The sequence below is a fragment of the Aeromonas sp. ASNIH4 genome (genome assembly GCF_002934425.1).
Taxonomy (GTDB): domain Bacteria; phylum Pseudomonadota; class Gammaproteobacteria; order Enterobacterales; family Aeromonadaceae; genus Aeromonas; species Aeromonas hydrophila.
In genome coordinates this window covers 5,046,233-5,069,177 of sequence record NZ_CP026217.1, presented here as the reverse complement: position 1 = coordinate 5,069,177, position 22,945 = coordinate 5,046,233, and the positions used below count along the sequence as shown (strand labels likewise).

Sequence of the window (22,945 nt, the reverse complement as noted above, 5' to 3'; positions counted from 1 at the left end):
ACACCAAGATTCTACCCAGAAATATTTGGCGGCGCAAAATATAAATTCATATTTTAATAAATCACCAGCCATGAATTGCCATTCTCCTATTTTTTCGCGAACGCTTCTCAACGCCCATTTGAGAATGGCTCAACCGACCGGCCGTGATGTCGATCGCTCCGTCAGTCCCCACTGACAGCAACGCCCGCCGCAATATGGCCAGCGCGGCAGGCCTTTATACGGGATGGGGCTATGCTATCCATGTGCCGGATTCATATGGGGGTTACATGTTCAAGGCAATCCATGATCGTTCGCTGCTGTTCAGCCAGGCGCTGGGCATATTGATCTTCATCATCCTGATATCCATCAGCTTCTTTGGCCTCGACTCGGTGAAGAGCGCAGCGGACAAGATGGGCGAAGGCAAGGATGTCGTCGCGGACATACTGCCGCCCCCGCTCTACCTCATCGAGGCGCAACTGCAGGTCTATACCCTGCTGCATGCCGCGGCGAGCGAGCGGGAGGGGTTGCTGCAATCGCTCGCCCGCCTGGAGCAGGAGTTCAACGACCGTAATCACTTCTGGCAGGAGAGCACACTCGACGACCAGCTCAAGCAGAGCCTGCTGGGGGAACAGCGCACCCAGGGTGAGCGCTTCTGGCAACTGCTCGATGGCCAGTTCATTCCAGCCATCAAGGAGGGACGGTTTGAGCAGGCAGCGGCCATCGCCACCCAGCTGCGCCCCCTGTATCTGGCCCACCGGCTCGGAGTCGATGCCACCGTCAGCCGTGGCAACCAGTATGCCGCCGAGCAGCTGGCACAGCTCAGTAGCACCACCCGGATGTGCTACTGGCTACTGCTCGTCGCCGCACTGACCGGCTGCGCCCTGGTCTTCTGGCTGGGCCGCCCTACCCAGCAACGGCTGCTGGCCGCCGGCAAGGCGACCGCTGCCATCGCAGAGGGTGCCCTCGACAGCCCCATGCCGCCTCCCGGCGACGATGCCATCGGCGATCTGATCCAGCGCATCGGCCGGATGCGGGATCAACTCTCCACTCTGGTCGCCTCTCTGCAACAGAGTGCGGGGACGCTGCATCAGCAGGCCACCGGCTTGAGCAACCTCTCCCGCCAGCATGTGGACGACAGCCTGACCCAGGTGGATGCAGCCCATCAGGTGGAGGAGGTGCTTGAACAGCTGCAGGCCCTGATCCAGCAAAGCGACGCCCAGCTGCAGCAGGTCACCGGCATGACCTCGGGCTCCGAGGCCCACGCCAATGCCACCCGGCTGGTCATTCAGGAGGTGGAACAGGTGATCCGTGCCCAGGCCGATGGGGTGAAGCGGGTCTCCGGCACCATCGGCGACCTGGCCGGCCTGTCCCAGCAGATCTCCGGCCTGGCGGGGGCCATTCACGGCATCGCCGAACAGACCAACCTGCTGGCGCTCAACGCCGCCATCGAGGCGGCCCGGGCCGGCGAACAGGGGCGCGGCTTTGCGGTCGTGGCCGACGAGGTACGCTCCCTTGCCAGCCGCACCGGCGAGGCCACGACGGAGATCACCAGCATCATCGGCCAGATCCAGGATACCAGCCAGCGGGCCGTCAACGAGATGGACACCGAGCTGGCCAGAGTCAGCAAGACGGTTGAGCACGTGGCCGACGCCAAGCAGAGCATCACCAGCATTGAGCAGAGCTGTGGCGATATCTGCCAACGGATCGATCAGGTCGGGGCCCTGCTGGAGCAGGAGAAGAGCCTGCTCCAGGCCATCAACAGCAACGTCGGCGAGATGTCCCGCCTTGCGGCCAAGGTCAACGACAGCGCCCGCCATGCGGCGAGCGAAGCCGATACGGTAGCGACTAACTCCCAGGCACTGACCCGCCAGACCCAGCACTTTCACCTCGCGCCACCACCCCGCCACTGATCTCCGGGGGCAGGGTCTGTCCTGCCCCCATTCGCGCCCAGCAGGGTTAAATCGATAGCCTTGGACTCAATGAGGGAATAGGATCCGCACTCCCAATTCTTCATCCAGCTATAAGGATCAACAGGCATGAATCGAAAATGGTCGCTCCCCATCGTGGCAATCGCGGGGGGAGCGTTACTCTGGCTCGGCAACACCTTTGGTATGAAATGGGCTCTGATGGCCCTGATCGGATTCGGCTTCGGCTTCACCCTCTCCTTCAGCCGCTTCGGCATCGTGTTCGGTTGGCGCGAGATGCTGACCAAGCGCAACAGCTACTACGTGCGGGTTCACCTGCTCACCATCGCCATCGAGATTCTGCTGTTCACCTGCTTCCTCTCCTTTAGCCACGCCCTGTTTGGCGATGCCATGGTGGGCAACGTGATGGCCATCGGCATTCCCTTCATCGTCGGCGCCTTCCTGTTCGGCATCGGCATGCAGCTGGCGGGCGTCTGCGCCACCGGCACTCTTTACTGCTGCGGCGAGGGGCAACCCCGCTTCTGGCTGGTGCTGCTCTGTTACGGCATCGGCACCCTGATCAGCAACCAGTTCCGCCCCGAACTGGAGGCCACCTTCACCAGCCATGTTGTGCTGGCCAAGGATTTGACCGGCAATATCTGGAGCGGCATGCTGCTCAACCTGGCGCTGGTCGCCGCGCTGTTCCTGCTGTTTCGCAAGAGCGAACTCAAGCGTACCGGCGAGCTCAAGCCCCTCTTCAGCGGTAGCAACCTGTTCTGGCGCGACGGCCGCTTCACCGTGCTGACAGGCGGCATCATCATCGCCACACTCAACTCCAGCGTCGTCGCCCTGCACGGTTCGGCCTGGACCATCACCGGCGCCGTCTATGACATGGCGCTGCGCGGCGCCTCCCTGTTCGGTCTGTTCGAGGGCAACCCCAAGCTGGCCCAGCCGCTGTTCATCAACCCCATGGTCGGCATGTTCTGGCTTGGCATTCTGGGGGCCATGCTGGCGCGCTGCATCAGCGGTGGCGGCACCTTCGCCCCGATGCGGCTCGGCAACAGTCTGGCCTCCATCATCGGCGGCCTGCTGATGGGGATGGGCGCCATGTACAGCGCCTGCAACCTCGGCGGTTTCTTCGACGGCACCGCCTCCGGCAGCCTGCACGGCTGGGTCTGGATGCTGATGGCCCTCGCCGGCAGCCTGATCGGCATCCGCCTGCGCCCGCTGTTCAAGCTCTGAGCCGCGAGCCATCGAAACAACAACGGGGGCCAAGCCCCCGTTGTTTATTGGCAAGCACCCAGCTCCAGGCTCTCGGCTGAGGCCGTCAGGCCTCGATCCGCTGGCGTTGCAGCCGCACCTCAGGGTTGGCAAAGTTCAGCTGATAGACCGAGTGACCGGCATGCAGAGTCACCTCGGCGGCGTGAGTGGCCGTAAAGGCAGGCGAGCGTTCGACCAGCAGCGTCAGCCCCTGCGCGAAGAACTGCAGCATGGAAAGCCCCATACCGTGCTCCATGTTGCGAATGAACTCACCATCGACACTCGACTCGTCGAACAAGATCAGCTCGGCATTGAAGTCCCGTGCCAGCATGGCGCGTGCCATGGCCAGTTTGGCATCGGCAGGGGCGATGGCGTCATGGATGGCGTGCACCATCAAACAGAAGGTCTGCGTCCCCCCCTGCGCGGCCATCTGATCGAGCTGGGAGGCACTGAACGCCCGGATGATGAAGGCATCCACATCGAACTCGTGCGGGTGCCCGGCCACCATCCGCCAGGGGGAGTCCACGCACAGCGCCAGCTCCACTCCGCCTTGCAGGCTGCACTGGTACTCCACCGCGCCGATGTCCCGTCCCACCACATAGGCCAGATTGGGCTCGGCCCATGAGGAGTTGTCAAACAGGGCGCGGGCATAGCCAGGGCGAAACTTGTTGACCAGCTGCGCCAGGTAGCCACCGTAGGAGGAGCCAACCAGTATCAGGTTGTCGCGATTGCCACCGTAACGGAGCATCGCATCTTCGATGGCATTGAGGATATCGAGGGCAGCCATCACCCCGAAGTTCTGGTAGGCCCCATCGGGGGGTACCAACACCCCCTGAAAGCGCAACGGTGCAGCTGGCTGCACACCATCCAGCACACGCAGCAGCGCGATGTCGGGTGTTTTGGCCGGCAAACCCAGCAAAGCGAGTGCACGCTCACGCTCCTCTGGCAGCAAGGAGATGGCGGCCCCCACCGCCGGACGCGAACGCATGCAGAAATAGTCGACACAAAGTGCAGCCATACCGTGCTGCGCGGCCACCTTCTCGCAAAAGACCTGGCTGTAAGCTCCCAGATCACCGCCAAATCCCGGGATATAGACCACCAGGCCGCTGCCGGCCTGTTCGGCACCATGGATCCGATAGCGTACCTGACGCTCGCCACACAACCCCAATTCCACGTCGGGATGACCGACCACCTCGTGTTCGTAATAGGACATGTTGCCAACCTTGTTGAAAGGCCATGCCATGGGCATCGCCTCGACCATGTCAGTTGGGGTCCTGATTATCCTTGCCCCACTCCCTGAACCGGGGAGCATGCGGCACAAAGAGCACCAATGGAATCTTATTTTTCCTGCTCACCCCATTCGGGATACACGCTGCACTGCAGCCAACAGGAACCCAGTCCGGGTCCTCGCCTACCTCAACCCCTTGAACAGCAGCAACAGGGCGAAGCCGGTGAACATCACCGCCGACAGCCGGTTGATCCCCCTGGCGAAGCGTTCGCCATAGCCTTGCGCCCCCACCCAGTGGAACACCAGGCAGTAACCGCCATGCACCACCAGCACCACGGCGCTGAAGGTGACCGCCAGCAGCATGCACTGGCCCAGCGCCCCATGACGAAAGTCGATGAACTGGGGAAACAGGCTGGTGAAGAAGATGATCGCCTTGGGGTTGAGCAGGCTGATGAGCGCCCCCTTGATGAAGCTGCGACGGCAATCCCGATCCGGCCCGGACCCCGGCACCGGGCTCACCGCCCGTTGACGCCAGGAGTTGAGCCCCAGATAGAGCAGATAGAGCGCACCGCCCAGGGTGAGGATCTGCTGGCCCGCGGCCAGCCAGCGGGTGAACCAGAGCACCGCCAGCGAGGCCAGGCTCGCCACCAGCAGGATGCCCACCGCCACCCCGCAAAAGCCGGCGATGGCGTGGCGGGTGCCCCGGGTCAGGGTGTTGCCTATGGTGTAGATCACGGCGGGCCCCGGGCTCAGCACGGTGCCGATGGCGAGCAGCAGATAGAGGGCGTAATAGTCGAGTGTCATCGGGAGAGATTCCAGCGTGGATTGGCTGCCGCCCAGTATATTGACAGCCGCGACGCCAGCCAGACATAGTGGCGCTCGGCTTTATAAACCAGGAGTTTAGAGTGGATCGCTTGACGGCCATCGAGATCTTCGTCGAGGTGGCCCGCGCGGGCAGTTTCGCCGCCGTGGCGGATCGTTTCGCGATGACGCCGGCCATGATCGGCAAGTACATCAAGTGGCTGGAGGCCAGGGTCGGCTCCCGCCTGCTCAATCGCAACACCCGTTGCCAGAGCCTGACCGAGGCGGGCCAGGCGTACCTCGCCGGCTGCCAGAACCTGTTGCAACACTATCGGGAGCTGGAGCAGAACACCCTGGCCAATACCGGCCAGGCGGCAGGCAGGATCCGCATCAATGCCCCCGTCACCTTCGGCAGCTACCGGCTGACGCCGCTGCTGTGCCGCTTCATGGAGCGCTACCCGCAGATCCGCATCGAGCTGGATCTGTCGGATCGCTTGGTGGACGTCATCGGCGACGGCTTCGATCTCATCTTCCGGGTCGGTCAGCCCAAGGACGCCGGCTACATCGCCCGGCCGCTGGCCAGCTCCGATTCGGTGTTCTGCGCATCCCCGCACTACCTGCAACGCCACGGTACTCCCCTCACGCTGGCGGATCTGGCCCGCCACCACTGCCTGGGATTCAGTCCCTGGCTCGGCCAGTCGAGCCTGGCCGAGGCCTTTCCGCTCGAACAGCTGCACTTGTGGGACAGCCCCTTCATCAGCAACCACGGCAGCGCCCTCAAGGTGGCCGCCCTCAACCATGCCGGCATCCTGCTGCAGCCGCGCGCCCTGCTGAGCGAGGAGCTAGAACGCGGCACCCTGCAGGAGATCCTGGCGGATGCCCTGCCCGCCCCGCGCCCGGTCAACCTGCTCTACCCGGCCAGGGAGCCCCTGCCACTGCGCCTGCGGCTGCTCATCGACTATCTGAGCGAGCAGCGCCACCAGCTGTAGGGCGCAGCCTTACTCGCCGCGCTGTTTCACCCGGCGCAGATAGACATAGCCCTCCCCCGGGCTGCCCCAGCGCTGATGGGCCTCGGTGTCATAGGCCCGATCCAGCAGTCTCACGCTGTGGGGACCGATCCAGAGGTACTGCACCAGGGTGCTGGCGCCACCGAAATTGGTGGAGCAGCTGCCCACCTTGCTGTGGCCGGCGTACTCCCCCGACGGCTGGCGGGTCAGCCAGATCTCGCAGCCCTGACGCAAAGAGAGCTGCTGTGGCGTGAGGGAGTCGAGCAGCTCGGGCTGGCGCCAGGCGCCGGCGAAGTCGATGGCCCGTGGCATGGTCAGCTCGGCCATCAGGATGCGGCCGTCGGGTACCAGCGAGAAGCGGTAGATGCGCTGGCGAAAGGGGCGTACCGCCCGCTCGGTCAGGAACTGCTCGGCATAGACCCAGCGAAACCCCTTGTAGCCGGGCCAGATCTCCACCAGCCGCAACTCGGCGCTGGTAAAGCGGTTGTCGTAGCTGGCCTGCTCGCGACTGGAGAACTCGCCGGTAAACCAGGAGAGCAGCGGCTCCATGCTGGCGGAGGGTGCCGTGGTGGTGCTGTCAGGGGGCGTGGTGACGAAGGGAGTGGGTGCCGCCCAGGCCAGGCAGGAGAGCAGCAGCCCGCACAGGGCCGCCATCAGGCTGGTCATCGAATCCTTCCGAATCAGTTTCATGGCGGCGATTATATGAGCGAACGGCGCCAATATCCGCAACCTTGATCAAATGATTGCCGATCCGAAGCAAAATCATCGTATTAGCGTCACGTCCCGGCCAACGGGTGGCGGCCGCCTGCGGGCTGGATCCCGCCTGAACGCCGCCGCACTCTTCGCTTGTGGGCGCTCTTTGAATCGGTTATTTCTCTTGCAATGCCCTGCGCACCGGATGCCAGGGTCGGGCAAGCGCCGCAATCAGGAGCAAAAGATGAAAAGAGCCGTAATCGCGGGCATGGTGGCCATTCTGCTGGGTGGCTGCGCGGTGAAGAACCAGGTCTCCCACAGCCTGCAGGCGATTCCGCTGACCGCCTTCCAGCAGAGCGAAAGCAACCCCAACCAGCGCATCTACAAGGAGCCCGGCGTGGATCTGCGCCAGTACCATCAGGTGCTGCTCGATCCCTTGCAGTTCATCCGCCAGGAGAACGGCCAGTGGTACCTGCTGACCGCCAACGAACAGAACGAAATCGGCCGCTACTACCACGCCACCTTCCAGCGCGAGCTGATGAGCCACGGCGTCAAGATTGCCAGCGCCCCCGGCCCCGGCGTGATGCGGGTGCAGGCCGCCATCACCAACTTCGACCTGACCCGGCCCGACCCCAAGCTGCGGGATCTGCTGCCCGCCAAGATCGCCATCAACGTCACCCGCGAGGTGATCGGCAAGGAGCCCTATCTGCTTAAGGTGGGCAGCATGGCCCAGCTGCTCGACTCCCAGAACGGCAAGCTGCTGGTGCGGGTGATGGATGCGCGCGAGAGCCCGGACACCACCCACAAGGACAGCCCCATCACCGCCAGCGAGATGGAGAAGATGATCGACCAGTGGGCCGCCGGCCGCGCCAAGCAACTGGCCGACAACCTGGGCCGCTAGTCCGGCTCATCGCCACTCGGGCGCAAGACGCCCATTCCCGGCCCCGTGCGCCCAGTCCGGGGCCGCTTGTTTCCCCCTGACTTCGACAAGGAGCCGTCATGAACCGTCCCCCCAGCATCAAGCACTGGCGCGAACTGCAGGAGCCCGAGCCCGGCCGCTACTCCGGCAGCGAGGAGCCACTCTCCCTGGGCAGCGCCCTCGGCAGGCACTACGGCTTTGCCCGCCTCGGCATTCACCACGAGCTGCTGCCGCCGGGCCGGCGCACCAGCTGGCCCCACGCCGAGGAGACCGAGGACGAGTTCGTCCACGTGCTGGAAGGCACCCCGGACGTCTGGCTCGACGGCGTGCTGCATCGGCTGCAGCCCGGTGACTCGGTCGGCTTCAAGGCCGGCGACGGGCTGGCCCACACCTTCATCAACAATACCGATCAGCCGGTGCGACTGCTCTGCGTGGGCGACACCGATCGGGCGGACAACCACATCCACTACGCCGTGCACCCCGAGCGCAACCGCTTCATCGGCGCGCGGCACTGGGATGCGGTACCCGAGCGCGAGCTGGGGGATCACGACGGCCTGCCCGACCAGCTGCGCGAGCGCAACGGCCCCTTCTAGGGCTCGCAGCCGGCCAGTCATCGGCAAACGGACGCAACCGACTATCCTTGATGGACCCAAGGCAACGAGGAACAGAGAGATGAGGACAGGAACAGTGCGGCTGCACCGGGTGCTCAAGGCACCGCCGATGCGGATCTACCGGGCCTTTATCGAGGCCGATGCGCTGGCCAAGTGGCTGCCGCCCTATGGCTTCACCTGCCGGGTGGAACAGCTGGAGGCCCAGGTGGGCGGCCACTTCCGGATGGCGTTTACCCATTTTGGCAACGGCAACAGCCACGCCTTTGGCGGCGAATACCTGGAGCTCGAACCGGGCAAGCGCATCCGCTACACCGACCGGTTCGACGATCCCAACCTGCCGGGAGTGATGCACGTGACCGTGATCCTGACCGGGGTGGTGTGCGGTACCGAGCTCGCCATCGTGCAGGAGGGGATCCCCGAGGTCATTCCGGTGGAGATGTGCTATCTCGGCTGGCAGGAGTCGCTGGCCCAGCTGGCCGCCCTGGTGGAGCCCGAAATCCCGGCGCAGTAACCCACCCACGGTGACCCCGAAAACGACAGAGCCTGCCACAGTGGCAGGCTCTTTTTATGCGGGGCCAAAGCCCGGACGACTGGAAGAGCTTATTGCAGGTTGATGGCGCCCAGGTAATCCCCCTTGCCAAGCTCGACCCCGGCCTTGCGCAGCAGGGCATAGGTCATGGTGAGGTGGAAGTAGAAGTTGGGGATGCCGTACTCATGCACGCAGGTGTAGCCGTCCATCCCCTTGCCACCGGCCCAGTAGGGGTAGTAGTGGCCGCTCGCATACTGGCTGAAATCGGCATCCAGCTTGCTCTGCAGATAGGTGAGGGTCTTGGCCAGGTGGGCGCGCAGATCCGCCATGGTCTTGGGGTCATCCCCCAGTACCGGCGGCTCGCTCAGGCTGGCGGTAGCCACCACGGCGCGGGCGCTGTCGCAGCAGATCAGCACCTGCTTGCTGAATGGCAGCATGTCGACGATCAGCCGATCGCCGAAGAAGTTCTCCACGTTGAATTTCTTGGCGGCGGCGTGGGCTTCGGCCTTGGCCAGGCACTGATCGAGGTTGGTCAGCATCTTGATAAACTGGGCGACGATATCACGATTCATAATGCGCTCTCGGTTGGTTGAAGGCAGTTATACGAGCGGCATCCACTATAGCGTATCCCCCCGTTTGTTCGAGCCCGCCCCCGCAAAAAGCAGAATCCACCTGCCTTCCCAGCGACAGGATTGGACGACCCCGCGCGGCAGGTCCGCTCGCCCTTGCCGACGCACTGAGTCCCTCTTTGGCTCTTTTTTGATCTGTGACATGCATCACGCTTTGGCAGGAGCGTAGGCTGATTCGTGCAGCCCGGGCATACCGCCGGGCCCCACAAAAGGAGAGTGCCATGAAAATCTATGACCGAAACCGCAATGCGCTCACACCCGGTCAGCGCGTGATGATCGCCGCCACCGGCGCCGTCGACTTTCTGAAAGAGGCCCACACCGACAACCTGACCCCCTATCAGGCCGAGCATGAAAAGTGCGTGCTGCTGGCCAACTCCCGGGAGCAGTACGCCCCCATCGAGTTGATTAGACTAGGCTGATACCCAACGTTCTCTGTCACCCTACTCTTTACAATTCACCCGGCCACCGCGCCCCGTCAGTGGCCGGGTTTCTGCGCTCTACCCCAGTCCCCACGCCGCGTCATGGGAACATGTACGCTATCGGCACGGGGGATCACCATGAACAAGGGGCGGCTCAACCCCTTCCACTACATCGACTCACCAGTACGGACTACCCTCATCGGGGTGACACATAACAAGGAGAGTGAATCATGTACGGGAAAATCCTTCTGATCGTCTGTCTGTTATTACAGGGTTGTACCAATGCTCCTCAACGCCGGCTTGCCTCGGCAGAAAAGCAATTGAGTACGGATGGTGAAACCACCATGTTGTATCACTCTGTTCTTTATTACCCAGATGAACTGAGTTTGCGTTTTGATGGTTATCTGATTGGCGTGGAAAAAAGCCCGCGTGATCTGGTCTCTACACCGCAAAGCGTGAAGGTCAGTACCCCCTCAGAGAAGACCTTAAAGACATCAACAGACGCATTATTAAACCAGCCCAAGTTGTTGTATATCTCACATATTCTGCGAGAGCAGGCGCAACCCCAATCCGCCGAAAACCATACCTGTGCCTTGTATAACCTTTATCAACGACTGGAGCCCGCACAATCCCAGCTGGTTGAACCCTGTGCCGAGCAGAATGTGCTACCGATGGCCGTCACGCATCGGCGTTGCCAGGATAAAGAGGTCTGCGGTTATGACGACAGTTGGGATGCGCTGAAGCTGTTAAAACAGAGCATGATTCAGCGCCTGATGACACAGGCCAATACAGGCAAGCCTTACAGCGACATCGTGGTCATTGTCATGGGCTGGAATACGGTGCAAGAAGAAGCCATTCGCAACTTCAACTCCATCATGCTCAATGTGAAACGCAGTGCCCCTGCCGATTTCAATCCCCTGGTTATCGGTGTCACCTGGCCTAGCCAATGGAGCAGCAGTTGGATTGAACCGATTTATCGACTCACCAGCTTCCCCACCAAGGCCGGCGACGCCGACGAACTTGGCCTGAGCTGGCTGGGAGTGCTGATACAGCAGACACTGCCGGAAGTAAAAGCCGCATTGCCTCAAGCCCAGCAAGCGCAACTCACGACCTCGCTGATTGGCCATAGCTTTGGCAGCCGCGCTTCCAATGTGGCTGCCTGCTTTGGTCCGGCCATTTATCAGGATCACTACCAGCCCCCCACTGCGGGTATTGATAACCTGATCAACCTGCAAGGAGCCTTTAAACTGACCCAGCTGACCGATAACGCCACATCAACCTCAGCGACGGTATTTTGCCCTCTGGTGAAGCAGGTAGCGCTGACGGCATCGATCAATGACCAAGCCATGAGCAAGGCGCCCGGGGGAGGCTATGCCGGCGATGCCAGGAGCTATGCAGATACTTGCTCCAATACCAACACCCTTATTCGCTGCGCCTTCGCCGATCATCACGGTAACCTGTTCGGTGTCAGCGGCTCAGCCCGCAGCAACATCACCTATATCGATGCGAGCAGTCTCATCAGTGAGAACGCCTATCTAAGTGGTGGCGGCGCGCACAGTGACATCTATCGCAAAGAACATGGCCGTCTGATTTATCAGCTGATGCGACAGGGAAAAACGCCCCCTCTTGATTGAGCGCGCGGCGCAACATTCACTCTGAATCCGCCAGCCTGCTGCGCCATATCGTTACGGCGGGTGATCACAACACCTCACCCGCCACCATCAACGACCTCAAGAGACGCGCGCGATGGCGCTGGCCGGGATCCAGCCCGATTGCCCTTGATCGTTATGTACCCAGAGCCAGCCTGCCAGCTCCCGCTCCACCCGTACCCGCTCCCCCGCCGCCACATCCAGCTCGCGGGCGGTATAGTCCTGGCGTGCCAGCGCCTCCTCCGTGCTGATCGGCGTCAGCAGCGACAGGGGCGCCCACCCCTCGTTACCGTCTGCGGTAAAGGTGCGCACCCAGCCCGGAAACTCGTCATCCTCGTGGCCGATGCGCACCCGCTCTCCGACCCGAAAGACGATGGGATTGGGGTAACAGGTGTGGTGTGCCGTGGTGATCAACGCCAGCATCATCGTGTCCTCCGACGGGTTCTGATGGGTGACGCCCCGAGTCATACCACAATCCAGGCCCCGTTGTGTTATCCGGGCTCACATCCTCTGGCAGGGGATACTATCCCCCGAAGTAGCCCCCCTGCCCCCCTGCCCCCCTGCTATTCATTACTGGCAGTGAATTTTCATATCATCCGAGTGCCATTTCAGTGCACTTTCCACCACCCTAGACTGCTCATCGAACCTTAACGAGGAGTCTTGTATGAAACTCACCAATCTCGCATTGCTGACCGGCGTTATCGCGTCGGCCCTCTCTTTCAACACCTTCGCCGGTGATCTGGTCTCGGTGCAGTTCAGCGATGGCCGCCCCGCCGTCAGCGGGGTCGAGGCGGTCAACAAAGCACTGAACCCCATCGGCGTCCACGTGGTCACCGTCGACATCCCCGACGCCGCCAGGCCGCTGCTCGCCGCCTCCCACCGCCGCGCGTTGACCAAAGCGGAGCACGGCACTCTGATTGCAGCCTTCAACCTGAGTCAGGGGGGGCTGCTGGAGCAGGCCAGGCTCGCAGGCCGCGAGCCCTCGGTGCAAGGGGGCGGCGTCGCCACCGAGGAGACCGGCGTCGGCCCCTACCCCAAGGTCTATGACCTGATGGCGCTGGACGAGCGCACCCGCAGCGCCGTGCTCGGCAAATATGGCCGCATGCACGTCAACTCCGCCGAGGACGGCACCGACATCGACGAGGTGATGACGGTGGTCAGCGGCGGGCCGTTCCGCTGGGGCTTTACCCTCAAAGACGGCAGCATCGCCCGCTTCCAGATAGACAAGGTGGGCCTTGCGGACAAGGCCGTGCGGATCAGCTATCACGGGCTGGGCATGCACGCCGGACTGATGGATGCTAAACAGGGGCTGCTGGTGGCCTTCGCCCACGGTCCAAAGGAATTTACCATGCGCTACCAGGCCGACGTGCCCCACGCCCAACTGCTCGGCACCAACCCCTGGGCCGATGTCGGCATCAACCTGCCCCCCGCACCGGGCAAGGCGCAATAGGCCACCGCGGCACCGGGCGGTCGGGTCAAGGCCCTGCCGCCCTTGTTGCGCCTCTCTGTTACCTGGCGCCCGACGAGCCGGAGACGGTGAATTCACCGCGCCATGATGGCACCATCGTTTACCAGTGGTGAATTATCGAGGGCAGAATGCACAAGATCACGGCGCTGAACGTCTTTCGCCGAGTGGTGGAGATGGGCACCTTCAGGGCGGCGGCAGATGACCTGCACCTCTCACAGGCGGCGGTCAGCAAGAACATCAACGAGCTGGAAGCCTATCTCGGCATCGCCCTCATCAACCGCACCACAAGGCGGCTGAGCGTCACCGAAGCCGGCATGACCTATTACCGCCAGATTTGCGCCGTGCTGGACGGCCTGGAGGCCGCCGACCAGTCCATCATGGCCGCCTCCTTCACCCCCAGGGGTCGGCTGAGGATCGGCATGCCCATGTCCTACGGGCTGATCCGGCTCAACCCCCTTGTCTGCGAGTTCCAGCACCGCTATCCAGCGATCGGCATCGAGGTGATCCTGAGCGACACCTACATGGATCTGGTGGATCAGGGGCTGGATGTGGTGATCCGGGGGGCTAGCACCCTGGAGGACTCTACCCTGCGCGCCAAACCCCTGTGCCAAGTGCAGCGGGTGCTCTGCGCGGCCCCCGACTATCTCAAAGAAGCGGGCCAGCCCACCCACCCGGCGGATCTCAAGGCGCACAACTGCCTGCGCTACAGCCTCTCGTCCTCCCCCGACAAGTGGTGCTTTAGCCGGGCAGAGGAGAGCGTGACGGTGGACGTGCGACCTGCCAGCTTCACCGCCAACAACGGCATCGCCCTGAAACAGGCGGCAGTACAAGGGCTTGGGGTGATCCTGGTGCCGCACGAGTTCGTGGCGAGCGAACTGGCGGATGGCACCCTGGTGACCCTGCTCCCCGACTGGCAACCCGACCCCCACGCCCTGTTCGCCGTCTACCCCTTCCACAAAGAGCAGTCCCCCAACGTGCGGCTCTTTATCGAATTTATCGTCAAGGCGTTTCAGCTGAGGTGAGCCAGACAGGCGGGAGCTTGGGGTTTGTGCCTCTCGGCCACGATACCTGTATGTAGCGTGTAGGTTCGATTAGCGAAGCGTAATCGGACGATCGCGTAATGGAACATCCGCGTCATCATGGCCTGCAAGCAGATCGAAGTGAGGCAAGGCTATGCTTGGCTTTTCGGCCGAGGCGAGAGGAAGGGTATGGCCAACTGGCGGCGGGCATGGTGGCCCGGAGGAACCTGGTTCTTTACCGTCAACCTGCTGGAGCGGCGCAACAACCGGTTGCTGGTGGAGCAGATCGACCTGCTGCGCCATAGCGTTGCCAAGGTGCAACAGGCTCACCCCTTCGCCATTCACGCCTGGGTGGTGTTGCCCGACCATCTCCACTGCATTCTCTCTTTGCCGGAAGGGGACACCGATTTCCCCCTGCGGTGGCGGTTGATCAAGAGCCACTTTTCCCACGCCTTGCCGGTGAACGAGCGGCGCAGCCAGACCCGGTTACGCCACGGGGAGCGGGGAATCTGGCAACGTCATTATTGGGAACACCTGATCCGGGATGAGCAGGATTACCGCCACCATATGGATTACATCCATATCAACCCGCTCAAACATGGTCATGTTACGCGGGTGGCTGATTGGCCGTATTCCACCTTCCATCGTTATGTGGCGAGCGGCGTCTATCCGTTGGATTGGTGCGGGTCGGTGGATGGGATGTTGGAGGGATTGGAGTAAACCCCTAAAGGGTTGTTCCATTGTAAGCGTCCGATAACGTGAACGTCTTACGCGATTGTCCGATTACGCTTCGCTAATCGAACCTACGGCCCTTCAATTAAAGAAAACGGCGTAGCTTCACCAGCTACGCCATCTACTAAAAGATCGATGTCACAGATTTTATGTAAATATATCATAAGATTAGGCGTGTTTTTGTTACATTAACAATCAGAAATTAAAACTTATTTTGCCGATGGGAGTGAGAGTGGGAATATTAGAGGATATATGGAGTTCCATTAAAGGTAATGCCAGAATAAGGGTTAAAGACCCTATAATTGGCACCTTTATTTTCTCTTGGTGTATATGTAACTGGGATAAGTTGGCAACCCTCTTTTTAGGAACAGCCTCAATTGATGAAAGAATAAAATACATGGTTGATACCATGCACATCACAAATCTACTTTATGATGTAGATCTGATAATCCTTCCATTAATGCTGACGATATTATATCTGTTTGTATTTCCACATTTATCACTATGGGTAAAACAAAAACAGAATGCCGTTATTTTATCACAGCACAAACAAGCTATAGAATTGGATATTAACCAGGCAAAGGCTCAGAAACAACTTAACAAAGTCAGGCTTAGAGCAAATCCTGAAAAAGAGTTTCTTACTCAAGAAATTGAAATGGATCTTCAAGAGGAGATGCGGAAAAGTGAACGCCGTAACAAGATAATGGAATATATAGATTTAAAGACAAAAAACAAACGTGCAGAGTTGGAAATAAAAAGTTCTCAGGCAGAGAAGTTACGTGTCGAGCTTGAAGTGAAAAAACGACAAGAGGACACAGAAAAAATGAAATTTGAAAGGCAAGCCGCAATTCATAGGGCAACGTTAGCTTCAAATCGCTTTCCTATCTTGTATCAATGGATGAATTTGCTTTCAAATAGCATCCAACAAGATGGCGTGACCATGAGCCTTAGTGGATTAACTAACACTATCGCTGCCATGTTTGGGTATGACACCATAGATATGCTGATCAATGATAAAAATTTCAACAACTCAAAGTTAGATGAAATAAAATTCATCTATCACGATTCAGTATATTTGGCTGATAAGCTTAGCAATATAGCAAGTGCTGAAAATGACAATGAAGAAATAATATCTGGAGAGTTACTTTTTGATCATGTTCAGATGATATTGGAGGGTTTCAACATAGATTTGTTATCTGCTGATGAATTAGCGGAAAAGATATGTGATATGGTCAATGAAACAAGTTATGACATTCTTAATAGTGAGGAATTATCAGGCCCAATGGCTGAGACTGACACTATATTTGATGACCTAGAGATAGCCGTCGATAGTTTTAAATTTAATGACGAATTTGAAGTCTCAATGAGTGGTTATGCTAGCGGTCATCATCGAAAAGAAGATGATGTTCTCGGTCGAGAATTGTCAGTTAATATAATCGCTAGTTGTACACCACAGATAGGTAGATTCGGTTTGTCAGATTACAAATTAACTATTAGTGGTTCGCCTAGAGATTATGAGTGAGTTAGCAACTTTGGATTTTTCTTATAAATAAAAATTCTTGCATAAGAAAGCTATGATATATAAACCAACCCGGCCTAAGCCGGGTTGGTTTTATCAAAAGGCAGGAAAAATCAAAGCGCTTCCAATCTGGCATACGCCGTTACCAGCCACTTGGCGCCGACGTCGTCGAACTGGATCTGCACCCGGCTCTGCTGGCCGACCCCTTCGAAGTTGAGCACTATCCCTTCCCCGAATTTCGGATGGAGCACCCGCTGGCCGAGCTTGATGCCGCTGGCGTCAAAGCTCTGCTGCACCTCGTTCTGGCTGAAACGGCCATATTGCGTGGGGCGGCTGACCTGGGTGCGCAGCCGGATCTCCTCCAGACACTCGGCAGGCATTTCGCGGATAAAGCGGCTCGGCTTGTGGAACATCTCGCGGCCATAGATGCGGCGGCTCTCGGCATAACAGATGTAGAGCTTCTCCATGGCGCGGGTCATGCCGACGTAACAGAGGCGCCGCTCCTCCTCCAACCGGCCTGACTCCTCGGTGGATTGCTGGCTGGGGAACATCCCTTCTTCGACGCCGACCAGCAGCACCAGCGGGAACTCCAGCCCCTTGGCGCTGTGCAGCGTCATCAGCTGCACCGCGTCGGCATATTCGTCCGCCTGATTCTCGCCGGATTCCAGCGCCGCGTGGGCGAGGAAGGCGGAGAGATCGCTCATGTCTTCCAGCTCGTCCGGGCGCTGGTACTGGCGGCAGGCGGTGACCAGTTCGTCCAGGTTCTCTACCCGCGCCTGGGATTTCTCGCCTTTTTCCGCCAGATACATGGCCTTGAGGCCGGAGTTCTGGATGGCGATGTCCGCCTGCTGGTGCAGCGGCAGCAGGGAGACCTGCTCCTCCAGCGCATCGATCAGATCCACGAAGCCACGCACCGCGTTGCCGGCGCGGCCGGTCAGCACCTTGTCGTTCAGTAGCGTCTTGGCGGACTGCCACAGGTTCTGGCCCTGATCGCGAGCGTTATTGCGCAGGATTTCGAGGGTGCGATCGCCGATGCCGCGGGTCGGAGTGTTGACTACCCGCTCGAAGCTGGCGTCGTCGCCACGGTTGTTGATAAGCCGCAGGTAGGCCATGGCATCCTTGATCTCCTGCCGCTCGAAGAAGCGCAGGCCGCCGTAGATGCGATAAGGCATGGCGTCCTGCATCAGCGCCTCTTCCAGCACCCGGGACTGGGCGTTGGAGCGATAGAGGATGGCACAGTCGGCGAGCAAACCACCCTTCTCTTTCCAGTCCTTGAGGCGGCCGACCACGAAGCGCGCCTCGTCCACCTCGTTGAAGGCGGCGTAGAGCGAAATTGGCTCGCCCTCGGCGCCCTCGGTCCACAGCTCCTTGCCAAGGCGCTCGGCGTTGTTGGCGATAACGCAGTTGGCAGCTTTCAGGATATTGGCGGTGGAGCGGTAGTTCTGCTCGAGGCGAATGGTCTCGGCCCCCTGATAGTCGGTCAGGAAGCGCTGGATGTTCTCGATCTTGGCGCCGCGCCAGCCGTAGATGGACTGGTCATCGTCGCCGACGATCATCACCTTGCCGCTGTCGCCGGCCAGCATGCGCAGCCAGGCGTACTGGATGCCGTTGGTATCCTGGAACTCGTCCACCAGGATGTTCTGGAAGCGGTCGCGGTAGTGCTCGAGGATGTGCGGCTTGTTGAGCCACAGCTCGTGGGCGCGCAGCAGCAGCTCGGCAAAGTCCACCAGCCCGGAGCGATCGCAGGTCTCCTGATAGGTCTTGTAGATCTGCTGATAGGTGCGGGTGACGGGGTCGCCGTAGAGGTCGATGTCGCCGGGGCGCAGCCCCTCGTCCTTCTTGCCGTTGATATAGCCCATCACGGCGCGCGGGGCCCAGTGCTTCTCGTCGAGGTTGAGCGCCTTGAGCACCCGGCGAATGAGGCGGTACTGGTCGTCGGAGTCGAGGATCTGGAAATCCTGCGGCAGCCCCGCATCCAGATGGTGGGCCCGCAGCAGGCGGTGGGCGATACCGTGGAAGGTGCCGATCCACATGCCGCGCACGCCGTCACCGATCACTTTCTCGACCCGGCCGCGCATCTCGGCCGCCGCCTTGTTGGTAAAGGTCACCGCGATGATGGAGAAGGGTGAACAGCGTTCCACCTGCATCAGCCAGGCGATACGGTGCACCAGCACCCGGGTCTTGCCCGAACCGGCACCGGCCAGCACCAGCAGGTTGCAACGAGGGGCCGCCACCGCGTCTCTTTGCTTGTCATTGAGCCCGTCGAGCAGGGTTGAAACGTCCATCACCACTCCTGTTTATTTATACAGGCGGGGATTATACGACCTGCGGCGCCACAGACCAAATCGGCTTGTCGGTGATCGCTGCAAGCCGATTGCTTGCCACCGAGGATGACGCGTTCCAACTGGGAAAAATCCATCAGCCGGCACCATTGGAAGCCACTTTTTGTACAATTTGAAGAAAACGCTTGCTTATAACCTTATGAATACAAACAGAAATGTCATTTGGAGCTAATTATTCACAGAATTTAAATCTGAAAACAGGCATCAAAACAACCACTTATAAAGCGATTTGCTTATATTTCAAACCGTTAACGCAAACGTTTTTCCTTTATGATCTCCTTGACCCACACCGTGGCTCACTTACAGTTAGCCAGCGTGCTTTATGGCCTGCCCCGGCAGGTTGTGGACCCTCACATAACAATCAAGGATACGATCGTGACTAAAGTGCTCAAGCTGGCCACCGTTGCCGCCCTCACTCTCGCTGCCCTTTCTGCTCAGGCAGCCTCCCAGCCCGCCGTCATCTACGACACCGCAGGCAAATTCGACAAATCGTTCAACGAAGCCGTGTTCCGCAATGGCGTCGAGGTCTACAACAAAGACAAAGGCGTCAAGGTCAAGGAGTTCGAACCCCAGAACGAAGCCCAGCGTGAGCAGGGTCTGCGTCGTCTGGCCAGCCGTGGTAACGGCCCGATCGTTGCCGTCGGCTTCAACATGGGTTCCGCGGTAGAGAAAGTAGCGACCGAATTCCCGAAAACCCAGTTCACCATCATCGACATGGTGGTCGACAAGCCGAACGTCCAGTCCGTCATCTTCAAGGAGCATGAAGGTTCCTTCCTGGTGGGCGCCCTGGCTGCCATCGCCTCCAAGACCGGCAAGGTCGGCTTCGTGGGCGGCATGGACATCCCGCTGATCCGCAAGTTCGAGTGCGGCTACGAGCAGGGTGCCAAGTACGTCAATCCGAAGATCGAAGTGTTCCAGAACATGACCGGCTCCACCCCGGCGGCGTTTGCTGACCCGGCCAAGGGTGCAGAACTGGCCAAGTCCCAGTTCGCCAAGGGCGCCGACGTAGTCTATGCCGCCGCCGGCGGTACCGGCATCGGTGTTTACCAGGCCGCCAAGGACGAAGGCAAGCTGGCCATCGGCGTGGATTCCAACCAGAACCACCTGCAACCGGGCACCATGCTGACTTCCATGGTCAAGTCGGTTGGCCTGGCCGCCTACCAGACCTGGGATGACGCCGCCAAGGGCACCTGGAAACCGGGTATCAAGAACCTGGGCCTGGCCGAGGGTGGTGTGGATTGGGCACTCGACAAAGACAACGAGAAGCTGATCACCCCCGAGATGAAAGCCAAGGTGGACGCCATCAAGGCCGAAATCATCTCCGGCAAGGTCAAGGTGCACGACTACATGAGCGACAGCACCTGCAAATACTGAGTAACCGCTACTACTCTCAACCCAACGACCGGCCCGCACGGGCCGGTTTTTAGTCTCTTTTCATGACCCGCAAGGACTGCATCATGGACCAGACAGATCGCTATGCCATCGAATTAAGGGGTATCGATAAGCGGTTTGGCGAAGTGTACGCCAACAAGCAGATCGACCTTAAGGTTCGTAAAGGCAGCATTCACGGTATCGTCGGCGAAAATGGCGCCGGCAAGTCGACCCTGATGAGCATCATCTACGGTTTCTACCACGCCGACAAAGGCGAGATGTTCATCGACGGCAACCCGTTCAAACCCCATGGCTCACAAGATGCGATTGCCGCAGGCGTGGGCATGGTGCACCAGCACTTCATGCTGGTGAACAACTTCACGGTTTTGGAAAACGTCATTCTCGGCGCGGAAAACGGCTGGCACCTGGGCAAGAGCCTGGCGGCGGCCGAAAAGCTGCTGGGCGAGCTGGCACGGGACTATGGTCTCGAAGTGCCGCTGCACGAGAAGGTCGAGGATCTGCCGGTGGGCCTGCAACAGCGGGTCGAGATCCTCAAGGCGCTCTATCGCGGCGCCCGCATCCTGATCCTGGACGAGCCGACCGGGGTACTGACCCCGCAAGAGGCGGATCACCTGTTCGAGGTGCTCAAGAAGCTGCGCGATCAGGGCGCCACCATCATCCTCATCACCCACAAGCTGCGCGAGATCCTGGCCATCACGGATCAGGTCTCCATCATGCGCCGGGGTGAAATGGTGGCCCACGTCGCCACCAAGGATACCGACAAGGAGCAGCTGGCCGAACTGATGGTGGGCCGCAAGGTGCGCCTCAAGGTCGACAAGGGGCCGACCCAGCCGGGCGACGCCAAGCTCAAGGTCGATGGCCTCAGCTATGTGGACGACGCCAGGGTGGAGCGGGTCAAATCCGTCAGCTTCGAGGTGCGGGCCGGTGAAGTGGTCGGCATCGCCGGCGTCTCCGGCAACGGCCAGTCCGAGCTGCTCAGCCTGCTCGGTGGCATCCTCAAGCCCAGCAAGGGCAGCTTCACCATCACCGGTGGCGGCCAGGCCCACGAAGTGAGCGTGAGCCACCCGGCCGACCCGGAGCGGGTGCGCAACTTCGGTCTCGGCCACGTGCCGGAAGACAGACACAAGATGGGTCTCATCAACCGCTTCGAGGCGAAAGAGGCCTTCATCCTCGGCTATCACCGCCGTCCCCAGTACAACAAGGGCTGGCTGCAGAACAAAGAGGCGATCCTGCAGGATTGCCAGGCCAAGATGGACAAGTGGGACGTGCGCCCGCCCCACCCCGAGCACAAGACCGCCAACTTCTCCGGCGGCAACCAGCAGAAGCTGGTGATCGCCCGGGAAGTGGAGCAGGACCCGGATGTGCTGCTGATCGGCCAGCCGACCCGCGGGGTCGACATCGGCGCCATCGAGTACATCCACCAGCAGATCATCGCCATGCGCGACAAGGGCAAAGCCGTGCTGCTGGTATCGGTGGAGCTGGACGAGATCATGAGCCTCTCTGACCGTATCCTGGTCATCGCCGACGGTCGCATCGTCGGTGAGCTGGATGCAGCCAAGGCGGATGAGCGCACTATCGGTCTGATGATGGCGAACATAGTTCCTGACGACGTGGCGGCCAGCCAATCACAAGGAGCCACATCATGAAGGTCACAGCCACTTGTAACGGATTCGGCCTGCTGATGGTCAACACCCCCGTCACCGACCAGATTGCCAAGGAGGCTCGCCCATGAGCCAAGCACGTATCCCTGCCTGGATCTCCGTGGGCGTACTGCCCGCGGTCAACATCCTGCTGGCCTTCCTGGTGTCGGCCATCCTGTTCTATTACCTCGACATCAACCCGGTCGATGCCGCCGAGATCATGTGGTACGGCGCCTTCGGCACCGGTGAAGGGGTCGGTTTCACCCTCTACTACGCGACCGGCTTCATCTTTACCGGTCTGTCGGTGGCGGTGGCCTTCCACGCCGGCCTGTTCAACATCGGTGGCGAGGGGCAGGCCTATATCGGCGGCCTCGGCGTCGGTCTGGTCTGTCTGCTGCTGGGTGACTCCCTGCCGTTCGCCCTGCTGCTGCCGCTGGCCATCATCGCCGGCGGCCTGTTCGGCGCGGCCTGGGCCTTCATCCCGGCCTGGCTGCAAGCCAAGCGCGGCAGCCACATCGTCATCACCACCATCATGTTCAACTTCATCGCCGCCTCCCTGATGGCCTACCTGCTGGTCGAGGTGTTCAAGCCGGCGGGCTCCATGGCCACCGAGAGCAAGGTGTTCGCCGAGGCGAGCTGGCTGCCGAAGATGAGCGAACTGGCGGGGGCATTCGGCATGGAGATGTCGAACAGCCCGCTCAACATCAGCTTCTTCTGGGCACTGCTCTGCGCGGCCCTGGTGTGGATCTTCATCTGGCATACCCGCTGGGGCTACGAGATCCGCTCGGTCGGCGCCAGCCAGAGTGCGTCCGCCTATGCCGGCATCTCCTATCCCAAGGTGGTGATCCTGGCCATGGTGATCTCCGGCATGCTGTCGGGCTTCTTCGCCCTCAACGTGCTGCAGGGTGAACTGCACCAGATCAAGCTCAACTTCGTGGAAGGCTTCGGCTTCACCGGCATCGCGGTGGCGCTGATGGGGCGCAACCACCCAGTCGGCGTCATCATCGCCAGCCTGTTGTTCGGCTTCCTCTATCAGGGTGGCGCCGAGCTCAGCTTCGAGTTCGGGGTGGACCGCAACATAGTGGTGGTGTTGCAGGGTCTGGTGATCCTGTTCTGTGGCGCCCTTGAGCACATGATGCGTCCGCGCATCGAGCAGCTCTATCTGGCGTTTGCCAACCGCTCTGCGCAAGTTAAGGGGGCCTGAT

21 protein-coding genes are annotated in these 22,945 nt (G+C 60.3%); 15 read left to right on the top strand and 6 right to left on the bottom strand.

Features of this window, described 5'->3' with window-relative positions; genetic code table 11:
* Positions 1-266 precede the first annotated feature (266 nt).
* Positions 267-1,889, top strand: a complete 1,623-nt coding sequence (locus tag C2U40_RS23770; protein WP_181014875.1) for a methyl-accepting chemotaxis protein — start codon at positions 267-269, stop codon at positions 1,887-1,889.
* Positions 1,890-2,015: 126 nt separating this feature from the next.
* Entirely contained in the window at positions 2,016-3,125 is a 1,110-nt protein-coding gene (locus C2U40_RS23765; RefSeq protein WP_181014874.1) for a YeeE/YedE thiosulfate transporter family protein, read from the top strand.
* Between the two features lie 85 nt (positions 3,126-3,210).
* On the opposite strand, the gene C2U40_RS23760 is transcribed toward C2U40_RS23765, so the two are convergent.
* Together C2U40_RS23760 and C2U40_RS23755 are read right to left on the bottom strand one after the other, a co-directional pair.
* Positions 3,211-4,404 (bottom strand): DUF2920 family protein, encoded by a 1,194-nt coding sequence (locus C2U40_RS23760; protein ID WP_181014873.1) that lies wholly within the window; start codon positions 4,402-4,404, stop codon positions 3,211-3,213.
* Between the two features lie 150 nt (positions 4,405-4,554).
* Complete coding sequence (locus C2U40_RS23755) at positions 4,555-5,175, bottom strand: LysE family translocator (RefSeq protein ID WP_103828386.1); 621 nt, start codon at positions 5,173-5,175, stop codon at positions 4,555-4,557.
* A 101-nt stretch (positions 5,176-5,276) separates the two neighbouring features.
* On the opposite strand from C2U40_RS23755, the gene C2U40_RS23750 reads away from it, so the two are divergent.
* Positions 5,277-6,161: a LysR family transcriptional regulator gene (locus C2U40_RS23750; protein WP_103828385.1), complete on the top strand. Its 885-nt coding sequence runs from the start codon at positions 5,277-5,279 to the stop codon at positions 6,159-6,161.
* 9 nt (positions 6,162-6,170) lie between these two features.
* Here the strand turns inward: C2U40_RS23750 and C2U40_RS23745 are convergent, their stop codons facing one another.
* Positions 6,171-6,845 (bottom strand): chromophore lyase CpcT/CpeT, encoded by a 675-nt coding sequence (locus C2U40_RS23745; RefSeq protein WP_041213570.1) that lies wholly within the window; start codon positions 6,843-6,845, stop codon positions 6,171-6,173.
* A 271-nt stretch (positions 6,846-7,116) separates the two neighbouring features.
* Between C2U40_RS23745 and C2U40_RS23740 the strand changes: the two genes are divergently transcribed.
* The 3 genes from C2U40_RS23740 (at position 7,117) to C2U40_RS23730 (ending at position 8,913) form a co-directional block, all read left to right on the top strand.
* A complete protein-coding gene (locus C2U40_RS23740) occupies positions 7,117-7,773 on the top strand; it encodes a DUF3313 domain-containing protein (RefSeq protein WP_024944646.1) in 657 nt (218 codons plus the stop codon).
* 98 nt (positions 7,774-7,871) lie between these two features.
* Positions 7,872-8,384: a cupin domain-containing protein gene (locus tag C2U40_RS23735; RefSeq protein WP_103828384.1), complete on the top strand. Its 513-nt coding sequence runs from the start codon at positions 7,872-7,874 to the stop codon at positions 8,382-8,384.
* A 79-nt stretch (positions 8,385-8,463) separates the two neighbouring features.
* Positions 8,464-8,913, top strand: coding sequence for an SRPBCC family protein (locus tag C2U40_RS23730; protein WP_011704236.1), 450 nt, complete (start codon positions 8,464-8,466; stop codon positions 8,911-8,913).
* An 89-nt stretch (positions 8,914-9,002) separates the two neighbouring features.
* Here the strand turns inward: C2U40_RS23730 and C2U40_RS23725 are convergent, their stop codons facing one another.
* Positions 9,003-9,503, bottom strand: coding sequence for a DUF1993 domain-containing protein (locus C2U40_RS23725; protein ID WP_024944643.1), 501 nt, complete (start codon positions 9,501-9,503; stop codon positions 9,003-9,005).
* 278 nt (positions 9,504-9,781) lie between these two features.
* On the opposite strand from C2U40_RS23725, the gene ydfZ reads away from it, so the two are divergent.
* The gene (ydfZ, locus tag C2U40_RS23720; RefSeq protein ID WP_011704234.1) at positions 9,782-9,979 is read left to right on the top strand and encodes a putative selenium delivery protein YdfZ; all 198 of its coding nucleotides are present in this window, start codon (positions 9,782-9,784) and stop codon (positions 9,977-9,979) included.
* Between the two features lie 230 nt (positions 9,980-10,209).
* A complete protein-coding gene (locus tag C2U40_RS23715; protein ID WP_103828383.1) occupies positions 10,210-11,613 on the top strand; it encodes a hypothetical protein in 1,404 nt (467 codons plus the stop codon).
* A 96-nt stretch (positions 11,614-11,709) separates the two neighbouring features.
* Here the strand turns inward: C2U40_RS23715 and C2U40_RS23710 are convergent, their stop codons facing one another.
* Positions 11,710-12,054, bottom strand: a complete 345-nt coding sequence (locus C2U40_RS23710) for an SH3 domain-containing protein (protein ID WP_233768802.1) — start codon at positions 12,052-12,054, stop codon at positions 11,710-11,712.
* A gap of 238 nt (positions 12,055-12,292) precedes the next feature.
* Between C2U40_RS23710 and C2U40_RS23705 the strand changes: the two genes are divergently transcribed.
* The 4 genes from C2U40_RS23705 (at position 12,293) to C2U40_RS23690 (ending at position 16,369) form a co-directional block, all read left to right on the top strand.
* Complete coding sequence (locus C2U40_RS23705) at positions 12,293-13,078, top strand: hypothetical protein (protein WP_103829013.1); 786 nt, start codon at positions 12,293-12,295, stop codon at positions 13,076-13,078.
* Positions 13,079-13,224: 146 nt separating this feature from the next.
* Positions 13,225-14,118, top strand: a complete 894-nt coding sequence (locus tag C2U40_RS23700; RefSeq protein WP_103829012.1) for a LysR family transcriptional regulator — start codon at positions 13,225-13,227, stop codon at positions 14,116-14,118.
* 186 nt (positions 14,119-14,304) lie between these two features.
* Entirely contained in the window at positions 14,305-14,835 is a 531-nt protein-coding gene (locus C2U40_RS23695; RefSeq protein WP_103829015.1) for an REP-associated tyrosine transposase, read from the top strand.
* Positions 14,836-15,079: 244 nt separating this feature from the next.
* Entirely contained in the window at positions 15,080-16,369 is a 1,290-nt protein-coding gene (locus C2U40_RS23690; RefSeq protein ID WP_103829014.1) for a hypothetical protein, read from the top strand.
* A gap of 110 nt (positions 16,370-16,479) precedes the next feature.
* Here the strand turns inward: C2U40_RS23690 and uvrD are convergent, their stop codons facing one another.
* Positions 16,480-18,651: a DNA helicase II gene (gene uvrD, locus C2U40_RS23685; RefSeq protein WP_103829011.1), complete on the bottom strand. Its 2,172-nt coding sequence runs from the start codon at positions 18,649-18,651 to the stop codon at positions 16,480-16,482.
* 432 nt (positions 18,652-19,083) lie between these two features.
* On the opposite strand from uvrD, the gene C2U40_RS23680 reads away from it, so the two are divergent.
* The 3 genes from C2U40_RS23680 to C2U40_RS23670 all read left to right on the top strand — a co-directional run bounded on the left by C2U40_RS23680 (position 19,084) and on the right by C2U40_RS23670 (position 22,944).
* Positions 19,084-20,082 (top strand): BMP family lipoprotein, encoded by a 999-nt coding sequence (locus tag C2U40_RS23680; protein ID WP_024944638.1) that lies wholly within the window; start codon positions 19,084-19,086, stop codon positions 20,080-20,082.
* 83 nt (positions 20,083-20,165) lie between these two features.
* Positions 20,166-21,746, top strand: coding sequence for an ABC transporter ATP-binding protein (locus C2U40_RS23675; RefSeq protein ID WP_039214817.1), 1,581 nt, complete (start codon positions 20,166-20,168; stop codon positions 21,744-21,746).
* A gap of 82 nt (positions 21,747-21,828) precedes the next feature.
* Positions 21,829-22,944, top strand: coding sequence for an ABC transporter permease (locus tag C2U40_RS23670; RefSeq protein ID WP_101617528.1), 1,116 nt, complete (start codon positions 21,829-21,831; stop codon positions 22,942-22,944).
* Position 22,945: the final 1 nt, after the last annotated feature.

Bases quoted from the DNA above. Each gene is read 5' to 3' on its own strand.
- C2U40_RS23755 (WP_103828386.1), bottom strand. From the start codon at position 5,175: ATGACACTCGACTATTACGCCCTCTATCTGCTGCTCGCCATCGGCACC.
- C2U40_RS23675 (WP_039214817.1), top strand. From the start codon at position 20,166: ATGGACCAGACAGATCGCTATGCCATCGAATTAAGGGGTATCGATAAG.
- C2U40_RS23715 (WP_103828383.1), top strand. From the start codon at position 10,210: ATGTACGGGAAAATCCTTCTGATCGTCTGTCTGTTATTACAGGGTTGT.
- C2U40_RS23735 (WP_103828384.1), top strand. From the start codon at position 7,872: ATGAACCGTCCCCCCAGCATCAAGCACTGGCGCGAACTGCAGGAGCCC.
- ydfZ (WP_011704234.1), top strand. From the start codon at position 9,782: ATGAAAATCTATGACCGAAACCGCAATGCGCTCACACCCGGTCAGCGC.
- C2U40_RS23725 (WP_024944643.1), bottom strand. From the start codon at position 9,503: ATGAATCGTGATATCGTCGCCCAGTTTATCAAGATGCTGACCAACCTC.
- uvrD (WP_103829011.1), bottom strand. From the start codon at position 18,651: ATGGACGTTTCAACCCTGCTCGACGGGCTCAATGACAAGCAAAGAGAC.
- C2U40_RS23770 (WP_181014875.1), top strand. From the start codon at position 267: ATGTTCAAGGCAATCCATGATCGTTCGCTGCTGTTCAGCCAGGCGCTG.
- C2U40_RS23765 (WP_181014874.1), top strand. From the start codon at position 2,016: ATGAATCGAAAATGGTCGCTCCCCATCGTGGCAATCGCGGGGGGAGCG.
- C2U40_RS23710 (WP_233768802.1), bottom strand. From the start codon at position 12,054: ATGATGCTGGCGTTGATCACCACGGCACACCACACCTGTTACCCCAAT.
- C2U40_RS23745 (WP_041213570.1), bottom strand. From the start codon at position 6,845: ATGACCAGCCTGATGGCGGCCCTGTGCGGGCTGCTGCTCTCCTGCCTG.
- C2U40_RS23760 (WP_181014873.1), bottom strand. From the start codon at position 4,404: ATGGTCGAGGCGATGCCCATGGCATGGCCTTTCAACAAGGTTGGCAAC.
- C2U40_RS23670 (WP_101617528.1), top strand. From the start codon at position 21,829: ATGAGCCAAGCACGTATCCCTGCCTGGATCTCCGTGGGCGTACTGCCC.
- C2U40_RS23740 (WP_024944646.1), top strand. From the start codon at position 7,117: ATGAAAAGAGCCGTAATCGCGGGCATGGTGGCCATTCTGCTGGGTGGC.
- C2U40_RS23695 (WP_103829015.1), top strand. From the start codon at position 14,305: ATGGCCAACTGGCGGCGGGCATGGTGGCCCGGAGGAACCTGGTTCTTT.
- C2U40_RS23705 (WP_103829013.1), top strand. From the start codon at position 12,293: ATGAAACTCACCAATCTCGCATTGCTGACCGGCGTTATCGCGTCGGCC.
- C2U40_RS23700 (WP_103829012.1), top strand. From the start codon at position 13,225: ATGCACAAGATCACGGCGCTGAACGTCTTTCGCCGAGTGGTGGAGATG.
- C2U40_RS23730 (WP_011704236.1), top strand. From the start codon at position 8,464: ATGAGGACAGGAACAGTGCGGCTGCACCGGGTGCTCAAGGCACCGCCG.